Raw genomic sequence first — 16,872 nt, 5'->3', positions numbered from 1 at the left:
CACTGGCAATCGTCATCTGTTTCGTTCCTCGGAGCCGGGGAGCCGCGGGGGGCGGGCACGGCGCGGCCCGCGTGCGGTGCCCTCGTGTCGCACCGCTCCCGGATCGCTTGCTCGCGCTCCCGCCGCCACGTACGTTCCCAGGGCTATGAACGCAGATGAATTGAGGGCGCGGGTGGCGGAGGTGCGCGAGCGGATCGAGGCCGTGCGGGCGCGCGCCGGCCGGTCCGACGAGGTCACCCTGGTGGCGGTGACCAAGACCCATCCGGCGGACATCGTCCGCGCGGCGATCGAGGCCGGCGTGGCCGACGTGGGCGAGAACCGCGTGCAGGAGATGGACGACAAGGTGGGCGAGATCGGCCGCGGCGCCGTGCGCTGGCACCTGATCGGCCACCTGCAGCGCAACAAGGCCGCCCGCGCCGTGGCCATCGCCGACCTGGTGCACTCGCTGGACTCGCTGCGCCTGGCCGAGGCCCTTTCCGCCGAGGCGGTGAAGGGGGGCGTGGTGGTTCCCGCGCTGGTGCAGGTGAACACGTCGGGCGAGGAGAGCAAGTTCGGGCTGGCGCCGGACGAGGCGGTGGACGCCATCGGGCGGATGGCGGCGCTGCCGGGGCTGCGGCTGGAGGGGCTGATGACGATGGCGCCGTTCACGGACGACGGGGCCGTCGTCCGCCGCACCTTCGCGGGCGCGCGGCGGCTGCGCGACGAGGCCCGGCGGCAGGTGCCGGCCTTCACCGGGCGGCACCTTTCCATGGGGATGAGCAACGACTTCGAGGCCGCGGTGGAGGAGGGAAGCACCCTCGTCCGGGTGGGCTCCACCCTGTTCGGAGAACGCGGGCGATGATCGACCTTACACCACTGGACGTAAAGAAGAAGAAGGGCGACTTCCGGCGCGCCGTGCGCGGCTACGACACGGCCGCGGTGGACGACTTCCTGGACACCGTCAGCGCGCGGATGGAAGAGCTGGTGCGCGAGAACGTGATGGCCAGCGCGCGGCTGGAGTCGATGACCGAGTCCATCGGCAACTACCGCGTGCGCGAGCGGGCCATGAACGAGGCCCTGGTGAGCGCGCAGCAGCTGCGCGAGGAGATGCGCGAGCAGGCGGCCCGCGAGGCCGACCTGGTGCTGCGCGAGGCCCGCGCCGAGGCCGACCGCATCGTGGGCGAGGCGCGCCGCCAGGCCACCGCCGCCGCCGAGGCGCTGCGCCGCATCCAGGGCCAGCGCGTGCGCTTTCTGCGCCTGTTCCGCACGCTGGTCGAGCGCCAGCTGCAGGACATCGAGCAGGAGGAGGACCGCACCGCCTCCATCGGCCGCGGCGACGCGGACGAGTCGTCGCTGGCTTCCGACGGGCAGGGGGGGTGATGGCGGAGGCGAGCCTGGCGGAGCGCATCGCGGCGGCGGCCGGCGCCATCCGCGCGCGGAGCACCACGCAGCCGCGCATCGGCATCATCCTGGGAACGGGGCTGGGCGGGCTGGCGGCGCGCATCCAGGTGGAGGCGTCCATCCCCTACGAGGAGATCCCCGGCTTTCCGCTCAGCACGGTGGAGACGCACACGGGGCGGCTGCTGCTGGGAACGCTGGGCGGCAAGCCGGTCGTGGCCATGCAGGGCCGCTTCCACCGCTACGAGGGGTACACGCTGGAGCAGGTGACCTTTCCCGTCCGGGTGATGCGGGCGCTGGGGGCCGACACGCTGCTGGTTTCGAACGCGTGCGGGGGGATGCACCCGTTCTGGGGGCCCGGCGACCTGGTGCTCATCGCGGACCACATCAACCTGCTGGGCGACAACCCGCTCATCGGGCCCAACGCGGACGACCTGGGCCCGCGCTTTCCGGACATGTCGCAGCCGTACGACCTGGAGCTGCAGAAGCTCGCGGTGGAGGTGGCGCTGGAGCGGCAGGTCACGCTGCGCCGCGGGGTGTACGTCGCCGTCCCCGGCCCCAACCTGGAGACGCGCGCCGAGTACCGCATGCTGCGCACGATGGGCGCGGACGTGGTGGGGATGTCGACGGTGCCCGAGGTGATCGTGGCGGTGCACGGGGGAATGCGGGTGATGGGCGTCTCCATCATCACCGACCAGTGCCTTCCCGACGCGCTGGAGCCCGCCAACATCGCGCAGATCATCGCCACCGCCGGCCGCGCCGAGCCCAGCCTGACGGCGCTGGTGGAGGGCGTGGTCGAGCGGCTGTAGCCGTCCAGTGGACGGAGGCCTGCCGTTGCACCCAAATTTCGGAGAGCCCGCCTAGGACTGATGCGGCGCTAGGGCTAGTTAGCCTCGTGGATGCTTTGCCTAACGAGAACCGAACTCGGTGCGGCGGTGGGGGCTGGATGTGCTCCGCGCAACGCATAAGGAAATGAGGGGCGCCCGGGCGGAGTGGCTGGAGTAACCCCGTGAATCGCTCTAATCTCCCACCTCCACCCGACTCTATTGTGTCAGTTGGATTTTATGAATTGACCGGAACGCTAGTAGAGCTATCGCCCGAGGAGTCGGGGGTGTTCGAGACGTTTCGCACGGAGGCGGGTATCTATGCCAAGATGGACACACCTCCGCCCTTCGCTGTAGCGAACGAGTATATTGCGGCGGAATTGGCGCAGCATATCCGGCTCCCCATGCCCCCGCACTTTTGTGCATACATCAAGCGGACAACCCGCCCGGTGTTTTGTTCGCTCAGCGCCACGTTGGCAGGCGCAAAGCTCCCGCCTATCGATCCCATCATTGCCATGGCCGAAGCGCCGGATCTTTGTGCAGGCGTGCTCTTGTTTGACATTTGGATTGCAAACGATGATCGGCACCGGCGCAATATCAGCTATCAGCGTGAGCGTCCGCCACACAAACTCACCATTTTTGATCATTCGCATTCTCTTTTCTATTACACGGATTACCGAAGGCGACACGCTGGTAAGCTCGGCATAATTGGCCAGTTCGGTGCCCGTCACTGTTTGCTTGACGTACTACCAAATCCAGATTACTTTGACAAGTGGGTTGCGAGAATCAAAAACGTGAACAATGATTACGTTAAGGAGATTCTAAGCAATGCAGATAGCCTAGGTTTGCCGAAGCACGTGCAGCGAGACGGATACGATTATCTGCTGCATAGACGGGATAATATTGACGCATTGGTGCGTGAAAACAAAAAACTTTTCAGAGGGGTCACTGACTGGGGGCTGCTATGGGCAACATGAGATATGCCGTAGCCAAGTACACGCCGGACCTGTTCCGACGCGAGCCCCGGAACATTGGTGTGTTTGTGGCGAGCGAGACGCGCGCGGCAATGCGTTTCGCAGGCGAGCGCAATGGGGATCTAGATTTGCGGCTCACGCCCGATCTCCAGGAGCACGGGGCTATTTATGCTGAGTGGCACGCCCATTGGCAGCGTACCGTTCAGCGCGTTAATAGCGCGCGTTTTTTCCCTAGTGTGTTTGCAGATCGTGCGATTGCTGCTTTCCTGGCGGATGGTGGCGATATGTTTTCCGTTCATACCGGCGGCACGTACGTCCCGGAGGAAGATGAAGCTACATGTGAGGACGTGGCGCGTATTCTCTACGGGCGTTTGGTGGGTGCTAGCGGTGTGGAGGACGTAGATCAAGCTCCAGATGCCCCTGTTGTGCGGACGAACTTGTTCCGAGCCGTCAAGAGCACGTTTCAGCAGCGCGGATTAATCCATCAAGTGCGTCGAGGTGCGCCTGCTGATGAATTCACGCCGCTGATCAAGGTGAATGCGCCTGTCTCTGGCAGCCTTCCGGAGCCCCACCGTCCTAGTTTCTCCCAATTGAACGGAAAGCTAACCGTTATGGAGGACGTGGATTTCAGCGCGTACGGGGAGGACAAGGTACGGGAGCACGCGCTTGCAACCGCATTCATGTTCGGAGACATTAGGCAGGCTAATTCTGCTGCGTACGATGTCGATCTAGTGGCAATTGTGCACTACACAACAGCAGCCACGAATGAGTATGCGCAGAAGATTGGCGGCGCTGCCCTACGCAGCGTCGAGGGGACAAGGATTGTAAATTGGGAAGATACGTTCGACCGCGAGCGATTCCTCAATGAGCGTATGGCGGCTGCAACGCTCCTGCATTAGCACTTCCGCACTCGTCTGTTCAGCCTTGCATTTGGCACATGAGCTAAATGCGCCATCCCGGACGTGACCTGAACACAGCCGCAGACGCACTGTCCGTCCGGCTCGCGTCACCTCTCCCCCGCAGTTTGGGGGAGAGGTCAGGAGAAGGGGCCACTCTCCGACGCAGTTCAAACTCCGTCGCCGATCCCCTATCCCCCGGCGCAACCCCCGCCCCGGTGTCCGAATCTTCCCCCACTTGTTAACTTCAGCGGTTCTGAATCCCAGCAAGAAAAAGATCAGACCGGACCCGATGAGCAAGTTTCCCGAGCTGCCTCCGACCGCTACCGCGCTGGAAGACGACGTCCTGGGCCGCTGGCAGGCCGAGGACACCTTTCGCCGCAGCCTCGAAAAGACGGCGGACGGCACGCCGTTCGTCTTTTACGAGGGCCCGCCCACGGCCAACGGGCGCCCCGGCATTCACCACGTGCTCAGCCGCACCATCAAGGACACGGTGGCGCGCTTTCGCACCATGCAGGGGCGCTACGTGCCCCGCATGGCCGGCTGGGACACGCACGGCCTGCCCGTGGAGATCGAGGCCGAGAAAAAGCTGGGGATCAGCGGCAAGCGCGAAATCGAGGCGATCGGCATCGCCCGCTTCAACGAGGTGTGCCGCGAGTCGGTGCTCACCTACACGGACGAGTGGGAGCGCTTCTCGGCCCGCATCGGGTACTGGCTTGACTACAGCGACCCGTACGTCACCTATCACCCGGACTACGTGGAGTCGGTGTGGTGGCTGCTGGCCGAGATCAACAAGCGCGGCCTGTTCTACCGCGGCCACAAGATCCTGCCGTACTGCCCGCGCTGCGGCACGGGCCTCAGCAGCCACGAGGTGGCGCAGGGCTACAAGGACGTCAAGGACCCGTCGCTGTACCTGACGATGCCCGTCCTGGGTGACGACGGGCAGCCGGACGGCCGCGAGCTGCTCGTCTGGACGACGACGCCGTGGACGCTGGTCAGTAACGTGGCGCTCGCCATCAGCGCGTCGGAGGAGTACGTGGAGGTGGCGCGCGAGGGGCGGCGCTACATCCTCGTCCGCGCCCGCGTCCCGGCGCTGTTCGCGGAAGAGGCCGAGATCACGCGTTCGTACCGCGCGGACGAGCTGGTGGGGCTGGCGTACCAGCGGCCGTTCGACTGGGTGCAGCCCACGGGTGTTCCGGACGAGCAGGTGCGCAACGCGTGGCACGTGTACACGGCGGATTTCGTCAGCAGCGACGACGGAACGGGGATCGTACACATCTCCCCCGCCTTTGGCGCGGACGACTATGCGCTGGGGCAGAGCGTGGGCCTTCCCGTGCTGCGGCCGGTGGACGACCGCGGGGCGTTTCGCGAGGACCTGCCGCTGGTGGGCGGGCGCTTCGTCAAGGACGCGGACACGGACCTGCTCATCGACCTCAAGGGGCGCGGGCTGGTCTTCAAGTCGTCGCGCGAGGAGCACAGCTACCCGCACTGCTGGCGGTGCCAGAGCCCGCTGCTGTACATGGCGCGCGACTCGTGGTTCATCCGCACCACCGCCGTGCGCGAGCAGCTGCTGGCCAACAACGCGCAGGTCAACTGGTATCCGCCCGAGGTGGGCGCCGGCCGCTTTGGCGAGTGGCTCGAGAACAACGTGGACTGGGCCATCAGCCGCAGCCGCTACTGGGGCACGCCGCTCCCCGCGTGGGTGTGCGACGCGGAGCCCTCCCACATCGAGTTCATCGGCTCGTTCGACGAGCTGAAGCGCAAGAGCGGGCGCAGCGAGCTTCCCGATCCGCACCGTCCGTACGTGGACGAGCTGGAGTGGAAGTGCGAGCAGTGCGGCGGGACGATGCGGCGCACGCCGGAGGTGATCGACGTGTGGTTCGACAGCGGCGCCATGCCCTTTGCGCAGCACCACTACCCGTTCGAGAACAAGGACGAGCAGGAGCGGCAGTTCCCCGCGGAGTTCATCTGCGAGGGGGTAGACCAGACGCGCGGGTGGTTCTACTCGCTGCTGGCGATCAGCACGCTGCTGGGGCGGGGCCCGTCGTACCGGAACGTGGTCGTCAACGACCTGATCCTGGACGCCAAGGGGCTCAAGATGAGCAAGTCCCGCGGCAACACGGTGAACCCCGCGGAGGCCATAGCCCAGTTCGGCGCCGACGCCATCCGCTGGTACCTGCTGTCGTCGTCCAACCCCTGGCTTCCCAAGCGCTTCGATCCCGAAGGCGTAAAGGAGGTGCAGCGCAAGACGTTCGACACGCTGCGCCAGACGTACCGCTTCTTTGCCCTCTACGCCAACCTGGAGGGATGGACGGCGGACGCGGACGCGCCGGCGGAGCGCTCGCTGCTGGACCGCTGGCTGCTTTCGCGGCTGGCGTCGGTGACGGCGGAGGTCACGGACGACCTGGAGGGATACAACCTCACGCACGCGGTGCGGGCCATCGGCGACTTCGTCATCGACGACCTGAGCAACTGGTACGTGCGCCGCTCGCGCGACCGCTTCTGGGGGAGCGCCGACGCGGCCGACACGCGCTCGGCCTTTGCCACGCTGCACCAGGCGCTGGTGACGGTGGCGCGGCTGATGGCGCCGTTCGCCCCTTTCCTTCCCGACTGGCTGCACCGCGCGCTGACGGGCGAAAGCGTGCACCTGGCGGACTTCCCGGCGACGGATTCCGCCGCCGTGGATGCCGGGCTGGAGCGGGGGATGCAGGCGGTGCGCACGCTCTCGACGCTGGGCCGCGCGGCGCGCGACGCGGTGAGCATCCGCGTCCGCCAGCCGCTGGGCGCGCTGTACGCGGTGGTCCCCGACGGCTACGGCGTGGACGCGGCGCTGCTGGAGATTTTGCGCGACGAGCTGAACGTCCACGCGGTGGAGTTCATGGACCGCGCGGAGGAGCTGGTGACGCTGAGCGCCAAGCCCAACTTCAAGGCGCTGGGCGCGGCGTTCGGCAAGCGTACGCCCAAGATCGCGGATGCCATCCGCGCGCTGGACTCGGCCGCGCTGGCCGCCTTCCGCCGCGGCGAGCCGCTGTCGGTGGATGCGGACGGTGAGTCGGTGGCGCTGGCGCCGGAGCACCTGGACGTGGTGCAGAGCGCAAAGGGAAGCTTCGCCACCATGGACGAGGGCGGATTCACCGTGGCGCTGGACCCCACCATCACGCCGGAGCTGCGGCTGGAGGGATTGGCGCGCGAGCTGGTGAACCGGGTGCAGAACCTGCGCAAGGAAAGCGGGCTGCAGGTGCAGGACCGCATTCGCCTGGGCATCTTTGGCGACGGCGAGATCCTGGACGTGTCCCGCGCCTGGGGCGAGTTCGTGGCCGCCGAGACGCTGGCCGTGGAGCTGGAGACGGGCTCCGTGACGGACTTCGAGGGATACGAAGCCTCGCGCGAGGTGGACCTGGACGGCGTGACGGGCAACGTCGCCATCGCGCGCGTGGCGCGCTGACCGCGCAGGCGGAGTGGAGGGGCACGCTCCTCACTCCGCATGCGGTGAAGCCTGCGTCATTCAGCGCGTCGCGCCTTGCTGAACGAAGCAGCGTCTGTCATTCCGAGGCCCGGCGACGCCGCAATCGGACGCTCGCGCCGCAGGTTGCAGGGCCGAGGAATCTACCGTCGGCTCGCGCGAGGCCGGACGCGGCAGCCCGCGCCAGTGCCGCGGCGGCGAAACAGCCGGATAGGGCCGGTTCGGGGGTGCCGCGGCCGGCCACGAGGAAACGGAAAGTAGATTCCTCGGTCGCGCGCCGGGTTCCGTGGTAGGGCAAGGTGCCGGGGTGCGCTCCCTCGGAATGACAGATCGGGGTGGGGTCCAGTGACTTCCTGAGTGAGCGGCGTACTGTGCCCATGCTGATTGAACCGGGGACTGTCATTCCGAGGCCCGGCCACACTGCAGTCGGACGCTCGCGCCGCAGGTTGCAGGTCCGAGGAATCTACTGTCGGCTCGCGCGAGGCCGGACGCGGCAGCCCCGCGCCAGTGCTGCGGCGGCGAAACAGCCAGACAGGGCTGGTTCGGGGTGCCGCGGCCGGCCACGAGGAAACGGACAGTAGATTCCTCGGTCGCGCGCCCGGTTCTGTGATAGGGCAGGGTGCCGGGTGCGCTCCCTCGGAATGACAGATGGGGGTGGGTCCAGTGACTTCCTGAGTGAGCGGCGTACTGGACCCCTGCTGATTTGAACCGGGAACTGTCATTCCGAGGCCCGGCCGCACTGGGACCGGACGAATGTGCTGAAGGTTGCAGGGCCGAGGAATCTACCGTCGGCTCGGGTGAGGCCGGACGCGGCAGCCCGCACGATCGCTTCGGCGGCGAAACGGCCAGACAGGGCCGGTTCGGGGTGTCGCGACACGCCACGAGGAAACGGAAAGTAGATTCCTCGGTCGCGCGCCGGATCCTGTGGTAGGGCAAGGTGCCGGGGTGTGCTCCCTCGGAATGACAGATGGGGGTGCGAGGAGTGACGTCAGGGGGCGCTCGCGCGACCGGCAGAAGCCACACGGCTGCCTGCGCGCCTTGGGGCAGGGGAAAGGCCTGTGCGGCACCTCTCCCGGGACGTCGGGGCGGGCGAGCCGGTTGGATGCATCTTCAGACAGTGACCAGATGAGCGAAACGATGACGGATACGCGGCCGGTGGTGCGGCCCGACACGCCGGAAGAGGCGCGCAAGAAGATCGCGCTGTACCTGGCGCTCACGCTGGGGCTGATCGCCATCGACCAGCTCACCAAGTACATTGTGGAGCGCTCGCTGCGCCTGTACGATCCCGTGCCGGTGATCGGCGACTTCTTTCGCCTTACCTACATCTTCAACCGCGGCGCCGCGTTCGGAATTCACCTGGGCGAGTGGTCGCGCATCGCGTTCAGCATCCTCCCCGTGGCCGCGGCGGTGCTGCTGTACATGATGTACCGGCAGACGCCCTGGGCGGACCGGACGCGCCTGGTCTCCATCGCGCTGGTCACGGGCGGTGCCATCGGCAACCTGATCGACCGCATCCGCAGCTCGCGCGGGGTGGTGGACTTTTTCGACATCGGCTTTGGGTCGGTGCGCTGGCCGGTGTTCAACGTGGCCGACATCGGCGTTACCGTGGGCGCGCTGCTGCTGGCCGTGAGCCTGTGGCGCGAAGAGCAGAAGCTGGAGCACGAGACGGATGCCACCGTCTGAGGCGGCGTCCCGCCCGGTGCTTCCGTGATGCAGGCAAGATCCTTGGGCCGACGCAAGGCAACGTCCGGGGCGCTCCGGACAAGGATCCTTCGGTCGGCGCACCGGCTGCCTCGTGTCTCCGGGCGTGCGGGGGGGCGCCTCTCTCAGGATGACACGGCGGGGGCTCCTGCAGGTTCCCGTGTCGCGAGTGGCGGCGATGGCGGCTGAGGAGCGCATCGAGCTGCTGGCCGGCGACGACGCGGGCGAGCGGCTGGACACGTGGCTCGCCGCAAAGCTGGACGTAAGCCGCTCGCGCGCCACGCAGCTCATCGAGGAAGGCCGCGTCACCCTGAACGGCGCGGCGCCCAAAAAACGCGACCGCCCGGCCCCGGGCGACCGCATCGAAGTCCGCATCCCCCCGCCGGCCCCGTCGCACCTTGCCCCCGAAGCCATTCCGCTGGCCATCGTCCACCAGGACGACGACCTGCTGGTGATCGACAAGCCGGCCGGCCTCGTCGTCCACCCCGCGCCCGGCAACCCCACGGGGACGCTGGTGAACGCGCTGCTGCACGCCGTGGGTGACCTGTCGGGGATCGGCGGGGTGCTGCGGCCGGGGATCGTCCATCGGCTGGACAAGGACACGTCGGGGCTGATGGTGGTGGCCAAGCACGACGACGCGCACCGCACCCTTTCTGCCGAGCTCAAGGCGCGGCGAATCCGGCGCGCGTACCTGACGGCCGCATGGGGGCACCTGCCGCAGGACGAGGTGGCGGTGGATGCGCCGATCGGCCGGCACCCCACCGAGCGCAAGCGGATGGCGGTGGTGCCGGACGGCCGCCTAGCGCGCACGCGCTTCATTCGCCTGGAGCGGTGGCGGGCGGCGGAACTGCTGCGTGCGGAGCTGGATACCGGGCGCACGCACCAGATCCGCGTGCACCTGCTGCACCTGGGCCACCCCGTGGTGGGCGACCGCACCTACGCGCCGGACCGGCACCGCGGCTTTGGCGGGCCGGAGCGCGCGTGGGCGGCGGGGCTGGCCCGGCGCGTCCCCCGCCAGTTCCTGCACGCCACCGAGCTTCGCTTTACCCATCCCCGCACCGGCGAGCCCATGCGCTTCGACGCGCCGCTGCCGCCGGACCTTGCCGCCGCCGCGGAGTGGGCGCGCGGCGGCTGATCCCGTCGCGAGTCCCCCCAAAGATCGCCTCACACGGAGTCAAAGGAATCGGCGCGGATGCCGAAAACCCTGTGAATCCTTGATGTTCCGGAAGGGCCAACCGGACTTCCCGCGCTGAAATGCCGCGTTTTTGCGGTAAACCTATCCCAGAACCTGTCCCATAACCCGGCCGGGCGATGCCGGTTGCGAACACCCCGCCTCCTTCCCCGCTTCAGAGACGCAACGCCCGCGGGCGTGGTCGCTGCTGGGAATGGAGCTGCTGAACGCCGATGAAGGGGAACAGGCGGACCTGGAACGGGAACTGACGAAGAAACGCAAGGACCTTCGATTGCGGAACATCAATTTCTACTTTACACTCTTCTCCACTCCATCGCTGCCGTTTATTCGACCGGTCTCGCGTTGATTCCAGGGGAGTTTCCCAATATATCCAATCGCCCACTCCGTACCCCTTCCAGCGGGTCTCGCACCAGCCTTGACCGACCGGGCGAGCATTTTTTCGTCGCTCACGTGACGAGCACTCTTCTGCGTGTTTCAACGCGCGAGCGAGCCTTCATCCGCACGAAAGTGAGGCAGCCATGCGGTTCGTCATCATGCTCCTGGCCATCATCGCCACCCCTTCGCTGGTGCACGCCCAGGGCGCCGACTTCGAAGTCACGAAAGGAGCGTCCCTCAACGGCTTCACCTACACCCAGCAAGGAGCTCTCCAGTATCGGGGGAGGGCGTTCTCGCCAGCCGTGACCGCCCACCCCCACGTGGCGCGCTTCAGGATTTCCCAGTCTCCGTCCTCGCCGCTCGCTGCCGCGATCGCCGTCGACGCCGATGGCGCGAATGTATTGTACCTCCTGGATACCGAGACGTTCGTGTCGCGGCGGGAAATCCTCTGCACCCCACAACGTACGCTGTTGAGCCCGTCCCAGCGGCACATGGTCGTGCACTGCTCGTACTCAGGCGACTCGTTCGTGAGCATCGACCTGCAGTCGAGGAGAGTCCTCATAGGAAACCACCTCGGCTGGGAGCCCGCCGTGGTCGATCCCAACGAACTGAAACGCGTCGTCGGCACGAAGATCTGGCGGCTCACGAGCGAGCCGCAGTGGATGGGGAGCACGGACGTGCTCACGTTCAGCGTGAACGAATACTGCACCCGCGGGACCAGCCGCTCGTGCACCGACCAGGCGGCGATCACCGCGACCGCATCGTACGAGGTGCGCCTCGACGCGGCAACGCTTCAGGTGAGGGCGACTGCCCGCGGGCCGAACCGCGACCGGTGCGCCGGGGAGCGGATCGGATGCAGCGGCGCCCGCGGCCGCGCCCAGGATCCCGAGCCGATGCGCGACGTGGGCTTTGGCGAGTTTACGCGCGGCGGCTTTCTGTACGACCTGCCGGTGAGCTTTCGCATCCCGGCCGGCTACGTGGCCGTGCGGTCCCGAGACCAGGCGACGCGGACGTTCTGGGCCAGCCCCGCCGACACCGCCGCCTTGGCCGCCAACCTGCACACCATGCACGACGGGTTCTACTCCGTGGCCCTGACCCCGAACGTGAGCTACGACGTGGACACCGACCGCTTCATCGGCGACGACGGGCGCGACGTCAGCACCATGAAGGCCAACTTCGAGGCGCGGGGCTTTACGGCCGTGTCGCTGGAACGCCACCGGATCAACGGCTACCCGGTCCTGATCGTGGAGGGGGAGAAGGACGGCCGCCGGTACGTGGTGGTCTACGTGGCGTCACTCGTGGACACCAACGTAGTCTACGCCTACTACGAGCACCCTGAGCCCATGCGCGAGCTGGACTGGGAGCGTTGGGACGCGTTCAAAGCTGCCATCCTCGCCTCCCCGCCCCCGCCCGCGCGCTGACGCACCCGCCGTTCTCCCCTCTCCGCACGTAGTTTGTGCGGGGAGGGGCCGGGGGAGGGGCCCCCGCTGACGCAGACCAGTGCGTGTTGTATCGGGATCGAAGTTCAACCTCCCCCAGCAGTTTTGGGGGAGGTGCGAGCCCAGGCGAGCGGAGGGGGCGCGCCACACCCGCCGCGGCGCCCCCGCTGGTTCGAAAGACCGTTGCGCCGGGCTGGGGGGACAAGCCCCCCGCTCGGCGCCGAACCCGAACCCCCTCTAGGATTCTCTCTCAGTCCCCGGCCCTTGTGTCGCCGTCCCCTGATATTCATTCCGCACGACGCTGAGCCACGCCGGGCGAGGTACGCCGTGGGTTGCATAGATCCGCTCCAACCCCTGCACCAGCTCTAGCGCAGCGGCTTTGCGTTCGCCTGGTGCAACCGCTGCAAGCATCTCCTCGATCAAATAGGCGGTAACCTCCGGCGTGAGGCCGTCGCCGCCGGAGGCCCATTGGCGCAGATACCAGTCCGGAGCTTGCTGAGGGTCGTTCCGTAGAGGCTGCGGTACTTCCCGGTCACGAGATTGGCGATACCGCCGTGGCTTACCCCCGCCTTCGTGGCGACCGCACGGATAGAGCTCCGCGCAACTTCCCGGCGCACGGCCGCGATCAGGAATGCGGCCTCCGCCGCTTTGTCACTCACGGTCGGCACGTGCGGATTCGCCTGGAGCGCTGGCGGGCGGCGGAGCTGCTGCGCGCGGAGCTGGATACCGGGCGCACGCACCAGATCCGCGTGCACCTGCTGCACCTGGGCCACCCGGTAGTCGGCGACCGCACCTACGCGCCGGACCGGCATCGCGGCTTCGGCGGGCCGGAGCGCGCGTGGGCGGCGGGGCTGGCCCGGCGCGTCCCCCGCCAGTTCCTGCACGCCACCGAGCTTCGCTTCACCCATCCCCGCACCGGCGAGCCCATGCGCTTCGACGCGCCGCTGCCGCCGGACCTTGCCGCCGCCGCGGAGTGGGCGCGCGGCGGCTGATCCCGTCGCGAGTCCCCCCAAAGATCGCCTCACACGGAGTCAACGGAGTTAACGGAGGAAAGCTTTCCGTTGGCTCCGCTGCTTTAGAGCGGTTTGCAGGGCAGTCTGTAGTCGCCTGCCGGGCACAAACCGTGGAAATTCGCGAGATCGACGCGGCCTACCGACTGCAAACCAGATCGCAAACCGCTCTAGGAGCGCTGATCAGCCCCGGTGGGTCGTGTCGTTTTCAGGACCGCGGGGCTGGCAGGCACGTAGCTCCCGCTCCCTCTCGTCTCCGGTGCCGCCCCCCGCGGCGCCGGAGATTTTTCGTTCCGGGCCGATGAGGCCCCATCGCATCCGCCCGGAGCGCCGGCTCGTGATGGACGGCGTACGGCGGATCTCCCTGAACGGCGCGCTCCGGCGGAATCCTGCCATCGTCCGCTCTCCATTCCGCGCGCCGGATCGCCGTCCATCCCGCCTCCGCACCGTTCGTCACGCAAGCGTAGAGAGCGGCGCCAGACGGTGGCATCATCCAGCTGCACACGAGGGCTCCGTCACGCGTGTGCGGCCAACCAGGACGGAGCGAATGCCACCCTCCTCACGCGGAGAAGACCGGTCATGAACAAGCTGAAGCTGTCCGTGGAAGATCTCGCGATCGAGAGCTTCGACACCACCGCGCAGCCGCGCAAGCGCGAGGGCACCGTGTTCGGCGAGCAGGGCACGTGCACCTGCGCCACCCAGTGCACCTGCCCGGGATGCCCCACCTGCTACAACACCTGTCTGTACACCTGCGACGACGCCACCTGCCCGGCGTGCCCCACCTGCGCGGACACCTGCGTCAACACCTGCGACGACTACTCGTGCGCGGAGTCGTGCGGCGGCACGTGCTGGAACCCGCGCTGCAACGACAGCAGCATCTGCCCCTGAGCCGGCCCCCGGACCGGCGCCCGCCCGCGGCGCCGAACGGCCCGCGGGATCTTCACCGAAGCTGAGGACGCCCGACCCACGGAGCGGGGCACCCGGCGGCAGCGCCGGCGCCCCCTCCCCACCCGGTCCGCCCGCGCGGGCGGACCGAACCTCGAGCGAAGGACGGCACCATGAACAAGCTCAAGCTGCACCTGGACGACCTGACGGTGGAGAGCTTCGACACCAGCCGCACCGCGAAGCGCCAGGGGACGGTGTTCGGCGAGGAGTGCACCTGCGCCTACACCTGCGACGATCACACCTGCGCGATCACGTGCGACGACGCCACCTGCGTGTACACCTGCGACGATCCCAGCTGCGCGGAAAGCTGCAACGGCACCTGCGACGGCTACACCTGCCTGGACTCGTGCGGCGGAACCTGCTGGAACCCGCGGTGCAACCCCAGCGCCATCTGCCCGTGATGCGCTGAGGTATGAATGGGGCCGCCCGGATCCGTTCGCCGGGCGGCCCCGCTCTGCGTCTGGTCTCTCTGGATGTCCCCTCCGCCTGTGCGTCCGGAGCCGCATCCACCTTTCGTCGCGACCGGAGTCCGTCTCGTGAGCAAGTCCAGGCCAAGGCTGGACGAAGTGCAGGTGGAGAGCTTCGAGGTGGCCGGGCCCGCGCCCCGCCCGCGGACCCGCACCGCCACGCGGTCGGTGAGCTGCGGCGGGACGTGCGAGTTCACCTGCTGGGACACCTGCGGCCGTACCTGCTACGAAACCTGCCGCCCACGCCTCTGCGGCATGTAGGGTCCGCGCCGTTCGCCCAGCCCCGCCGCCTCTCGTCATGCCACTGCACGGGCCGTCACACAAAGATTGGCATGATGGAGGTGATGCGGCATCGTTCACCTGCACGCGCCACGCTCCGCCGGCGGGTGTGCTAAAAAATTAGCCTGGATGAAGGCGGAGATCATCACCTTGCGACCGGAGATCCACAGTGAAGAAGCTGAAGCTGCAACTGGACGACCTGGGGGTGGAGAGCTTCGACACCACCTGCACGGTCAGGGAAAAGGGCACCGTGGTGGGCGAGCAGGGCACCTGCACCTGCAACACCCAGTGCACCTGCCCGGGATGCCCCACCTGCTACAACACCTGCGCGTACACCTGCGACGACGCCACCTGCCCGGCGTGCCCCACCTGCGCCGCCAGCTGCAACGGCACGTGCGTGGGCGCCACCTGCTACGACACGTGCGGCGCGTCGTGCTATGACTCGTGCCGGCCGCGCGACTGCATCGACTACCAGCAGTAGCGGAGCGGCAAAAGCCGTGGCCGTTGGAGGGGCCGTCTGGCGTCAGCCAGGCGGCCCCTCGTCCGTAAGAGGATGTTGCCACCCGTTGTGAAGTGCGGGCGCCGGGCGCCAGGCGAGCATGACGCCGCCTCGGTGTCTCGCGCTGGAACCTGCCGTCCGTGCGACTGCCCGGCCAGCTTTGACTGCTGCTGCGACCGGCACCGCGGTGCGCTGACCGCGGTCCGTCTCCAAGCGCACGGGTGTCCGCCGCCCTCGGGCACGGAGACCCGTCGCGCATCCAGCCTCCCACACTCCCGCACTCCCGCACTCCCACACTCCCGCACTCCCGCACTCCCGCACTCCCGCACTCCCGCACTCCCGCACTCCCGCACTCCCGCACTCCCGCACTCCCGCACTCCCGCACTCCCGCACTCCCGCACCTTTCTTGACCGCCGCCACGCGCCCCCGCTATACTGTCGGCTCACATTCCAGGCGACACGTCACGGCGCTGATGTTCCCAACCGACACGCAGGCGGCACCGCCGGGGGGAGCCGCGGACGAGGCCGTCCTGGAGCGCATGGCGCTGCTGGTGGTGGGCGAGCACCGCTTCGCGGTGGCCATCGACCGCATCCGCGAGATCATCCCGGCCCGGCCGTACACGCCGCTGCCGGGAAGCGGACCGCACGTGTGCGGGCTCATCAACCTGCGCGGGCGCATCGTCACCGTCGTCGACCTGGGCGCCCGTCTTCGCCTTGCGCCCGCGTCGGCCAACCCGGACCACAGCATCGTCATCGTGGAGCACCGGGGAAAGCTGGCGGGGCTGGCCGTCGAAGAGGTCGCCCGCATCGTGAGCGTCGACACGGCCGCACTGCGGGACGCGGCCGACGCGCTGCGGGCGTTGCGCATTGACCGCGCGTACCTGCGCGGCGTGGGAGAAACCGACGGCGAGCTGTTCGTCGCGGTGGATCCCGACGAGATCCTAGCCCCCATCCTGTCTGCCTGAACCGGGCACTCTGCGCCCCAACCCGGCACCCCCAACGGAAGCCCAATGAGCCAGACCGTCTTGATCTGCGACGACGCGATCTTCATGCGGACGATGATCGGCGACATCCTCACCCAGGCCGGGTTCCAGATCGTCGCCGAGGCCGAGACGGGCGTACAGGCCGTCGCGAAGTACCGCGAGTTCAAGCCCGACCTGGTGACGATGGACATCGTGATGCCCGACATGGGCGGCATCGACGCGGTGCGCGAGATCGTCAAGGAGTTCCCGGCCGCGCGCATCCTGATGTGCAGCGCCATGGGCCAGCAGGCGCTGGTCATCGAGGCCATCCAGGCCGGCGCCAAGGACTTCGTCGTCAAGCCGTTCCAGCCGTCGCGCGTGCTGGAGGCGGTGCAGCGGGTTCTGGGATGAAAGTGCGGGAGTGCGGCAGTGCGTGAGTGCGGGAGTTGAACGGCGGCCGGCTTTCCTCC

General features: G+C 67.9%; 17 protein-coding genes. All 17 read left to right on the top strand.

The genetic code is table 11. The features are described 5' to 3' along the window. The first annotated feature begins 145 nt into the window (after positions 1-145). The 17 genes from VGC13_RS07970 (at position 146) to VGC13_RS07890 (ending at position 16,813) form a co-directional block, all read left to right on the top strand. A complete protein-coding gene (locus VGC13_RS07970; protein WP_331124703.1) occupies positions 146-841 on the top strand; it encodes a YggS family pyridoxal phosphate-dependent enzyme in 696 nt (231 codons plus the stop codon). Continuing rightward, complete coding sequence (locus tag VGC13_RS07965; protein ID WP_331124702.1) at positions 838-1,359, top strand: DivIVA domain-containing protein; 522 nt, start codon at positions 838-840, stop codon at positions 1,357-1,359. The genes VGC13_RS07970 and VGC13_RS07965 overlap by 4 nt, the downstream gene beginning before the upstream one ends. Next, a complete protein-coding gene (locus VGC13_RS07960) occupies positions 1,359-2,186 on the top strand; it encodes a purine-nucleoside phosphorylase (RefSeq protein WP_331124701.1) in 828 nt (275 codons plus the stop codon). The genes VGC13_RS07965 and VGC13_RS07960 overlap by 1 nt, the downstream gene beginning before the upstream one ends. A 302-nt stretch (positions 2,187-2,488) precedes the next feature. Continuing rightward, complete coding sequence (locus VGC13_RS07955; protein ID WP_331124700.1) at positions 2,489-3,178, top strand: HipA family kinase; 690 nt, start codon at positions 2,489-2,491, stop codon at positions 3,176-3,178. Further along, complete coding sequence (locus VGC13_RS07950) at positions 3,166-4,074, top strand: hypothetical protein (protein ID WP_331124699.1); 909 nt, start codon at positions 3,166-3,168, stop codon at positions 4,072-4,074. The genes VGC13_RS07955 and VGC13_RS07950 overlap by 13 nt, the downstream gene beginning before the upstream one ends. Before the next feature lie 289 nt (positions 4,075-4,363). Beyond that, a complete protein-coding gene (gene ileS / locus VGC13_RS07945; protein ID WP_331124698.1) occupies positions 4,364-7,516 on the top strand; it encodes an isoleucine--tRNA ligase in 3,153 nt (1,050 codons plus the stop codon). A gap of 1,155 nt (positions 7,517-8,671) precedes the next feature. Beyond that, on the top strand, positions 8,672-9,217 hold the full coding sequence (lspA, locus tag VGC13_RS07940; RefSeq protein ID WP_331124697.1) for a signal peptidase II: 546 nt from the start codon (positions 8,672-8,674) through the stop codon (positions 9,215-9,217). A gap of 196 nt (positions 9,218-9,413) precedes the next feature. After that, on the top strand, positions 9,414-10,370 hold the full coding sequence (locus tag VGC13_RS07935; protein ID WP_331124696.1) for an RluA family pseudouridine synthase: 957 nt from the start codon (positions 9,414-9,416) through the stop codon (positions 10,368-10,370). 250 nt (positions 10,371-10,620) lie between these two features. After that, positions 10,621-10,773, top strand: a complete 153-nt coding sequence (locus tag VGC13_RS07930; protein ID WP_331124695.1) for a hypothetical protein — start codon at positions 10,621-10,623, stop codon at positions 10,771-10,773. A gap of 172 nt (positions 10,774-10,945) precedes the next feature. Next, the gene (locus VGC13_RS07925; protein WP_331124694.1) at positions 10,946-12,223 is read left to right on the top strand and encodes a hypothetical protein; all 1,278 of its coding nucleotides are present in this window, start codon (positions 10,946-10,948) and stop codon (positions 12,221-12,223) included. 686 nt (positions 12,224-12,909) lie between these two features. Continuing rightward, a complete protein-coding gene (locus VGC13_RS07920; protein ID WP_331124693.1) occupies positions 12,910-13,233 on the top strand; it encodes a hypothetical protein in 324 nt (107 codons plus the stop codon). Between the two features lie 597 nt (positions 13,234-13,830). Then, positions 13,831-14,139, top strand: a complete 309-nt coding sequence (locus tag VGC13_RS07915) for a hypothetical protein (RefSeq protein WP_331124692.1) — start codon at positions 13,831-13,833, stop codon at positions 14,137-14,139. Between the two features lie 170 nt (positions 14,140-14,309). Then, the gene (locus VGC13_RS07910; protein WP_331124691.1) at positions 14,310-14,597 is read left to right on the top strand and encodes a hypothetical protein; all 288 of its coding nucleotides are present in this window, start codon (positions 14,310-14,312) and stop codon (positions 14,595-14,597) included. A gap of 135 nt (positions 14,598-14,732) precedes the next feature. Further along, positions 14,733-14,924, top strand: a complete 192-nt coding sequence (locus VGC13_RS07905; RefSeq protein WP_331124690.1) for a hypothetical protein — start codon at positions 14,733-14,735, stop codon at positions 14,922-14,924. Between the two features lie 187 nt (positions 14,925-15,111). Then, positions 15,112-15,423 (top strand): hypothetical protein, encoded by a 312-nt coding sequence (locus tag VGC13_RS07900; RefSeq protein ID WP_331124689.1) that lies wholly within the window; start codon positions 15,112-15,114, stop codon positions 15,421-15,423. Positions 15,424-15,913: 490 nt separating this feature from the next. Further along, positions 15,914-16,405, top strand: coding sequence for a chemotaxis protein CheW (locus tag VGC13_RS07895; RefSeq protein WP_331124688.1), 492 nt, complete (start codon positions 15,914-15,916; stop codon positions 16,403-16,405). A 45-nt stretch (positions 16,406-16,450) separates the two neighbouring features. Continuing rightward, positions 16,451-16,813, top strand: coding sequence for a response regulator (locus tag VGC13_RS07890; RefSeq protein WP_331124687.1), 363 nt, complete (start codon positions 16,451-16,453; stop codon positions 16,811-16,813). The last annotated feature ends 59 nt before the right edge of the window (positions 16,814-16,872 follow it).

It is taken from the genome of Longimicrobium sp., assembly GCF_036399255.1.
GTDB lineage: Bacteria > Gemmatimonadota > Gemmatimonadetes > Longimicrobiales > Longimicrobiaceae > Longimicrobium.
Note: the sequence above shows the minus strand (reverse complement) of the source record. Positions and strands in the feature narration are given on the sequence as shown.

Coding starts and splice junctions, on each gene's coding strand:
- lspA (WP_331124697.1), top strand. CDS start 8,672: ATGACGGATACGCGGCCGGTGGTGCGGCCCGACACGCCGGAAGAGGCG.
- VGC13_RS07910 (WP_331124691.1), top strand. CDS start 14,310: ATGAACAAGCTCAAGCTGCACCTGGACGACCTGACGGTGGAGAGCTTC.
- ileS (WP_331124698.1), top strand. CDS start 4,364: ATGAGCAAGTTTCCCGAGCTGCCTCCGACCGCTACCGCGCTGGAAGAC.
- VGC13_RS07935 (WP_331124696.1), top strand. CDS start 9,414: ATGGCGGCTGAGGAGCGCATCGAGCTGCTGGCCGGCGACGACGCGGGC.
- VGC13_RS07960 (WP_331124701.1), top strand. CDS start 1,359: ATGGCGGAGGCGAGCCTGGCGGAGCGCATCGCGGCGGCGGCCGGCGCC.
- VGC13_RS07895 (WP_331124688.1), top strand. CDS start 15,914: ATGTTCCCAACCGACACGCAGGCGGCACCGCCGGGGGGAGCCGCGGAC.
- VGC13_RS07970 (WP_331124703.1), top strand. CDS start 146: ATGAACGCAGATGAATTGAGGGCGCGGGTGGCGGAGGTGCGCGAGCGG.
- VGC13_RS07890 (WP_331124687.1), top strand. CDS start 16,451: ATGAGCCAGACCGTCTTGATCTGCGACGACGCGATCTTCATGCGGACG.
- VGC13_RS07965 (WP_331124702.1), top strand. CDS start 838: ATGATCGACCTTACACCACTGGACGTAAAGAAGAAGAAGGGCGACTTC.
- VGC13_RS07915 (WP_331124692.1), top strand. CDS start 13,831: ATGAACAAGCTGAAGCTGTCCGTGGAAGATCTCGCGATCGAGAGCTTC.
- VGC13_RS07950 (WP_331124699.1), top strand. CDS start 3,166: ATGGGCAACATGAGATATGCCGTAGCCAAGTACACGCCGGACCTGTTC.
- VGC13_RS07925 (WP_331124694.1), top strand. CDS start 10,946: ATGCGGTTCGTCATCATGCTCCTGGCCATCATCGCCACCCCTTCGCTG.
- VGC13_RS07930 (WP_331124695.1), top strand. CDS start 10,621: ATGGAGCTGCTGAACGCCGATGAAGGGGAACAGGCGGACCTGGAACGG.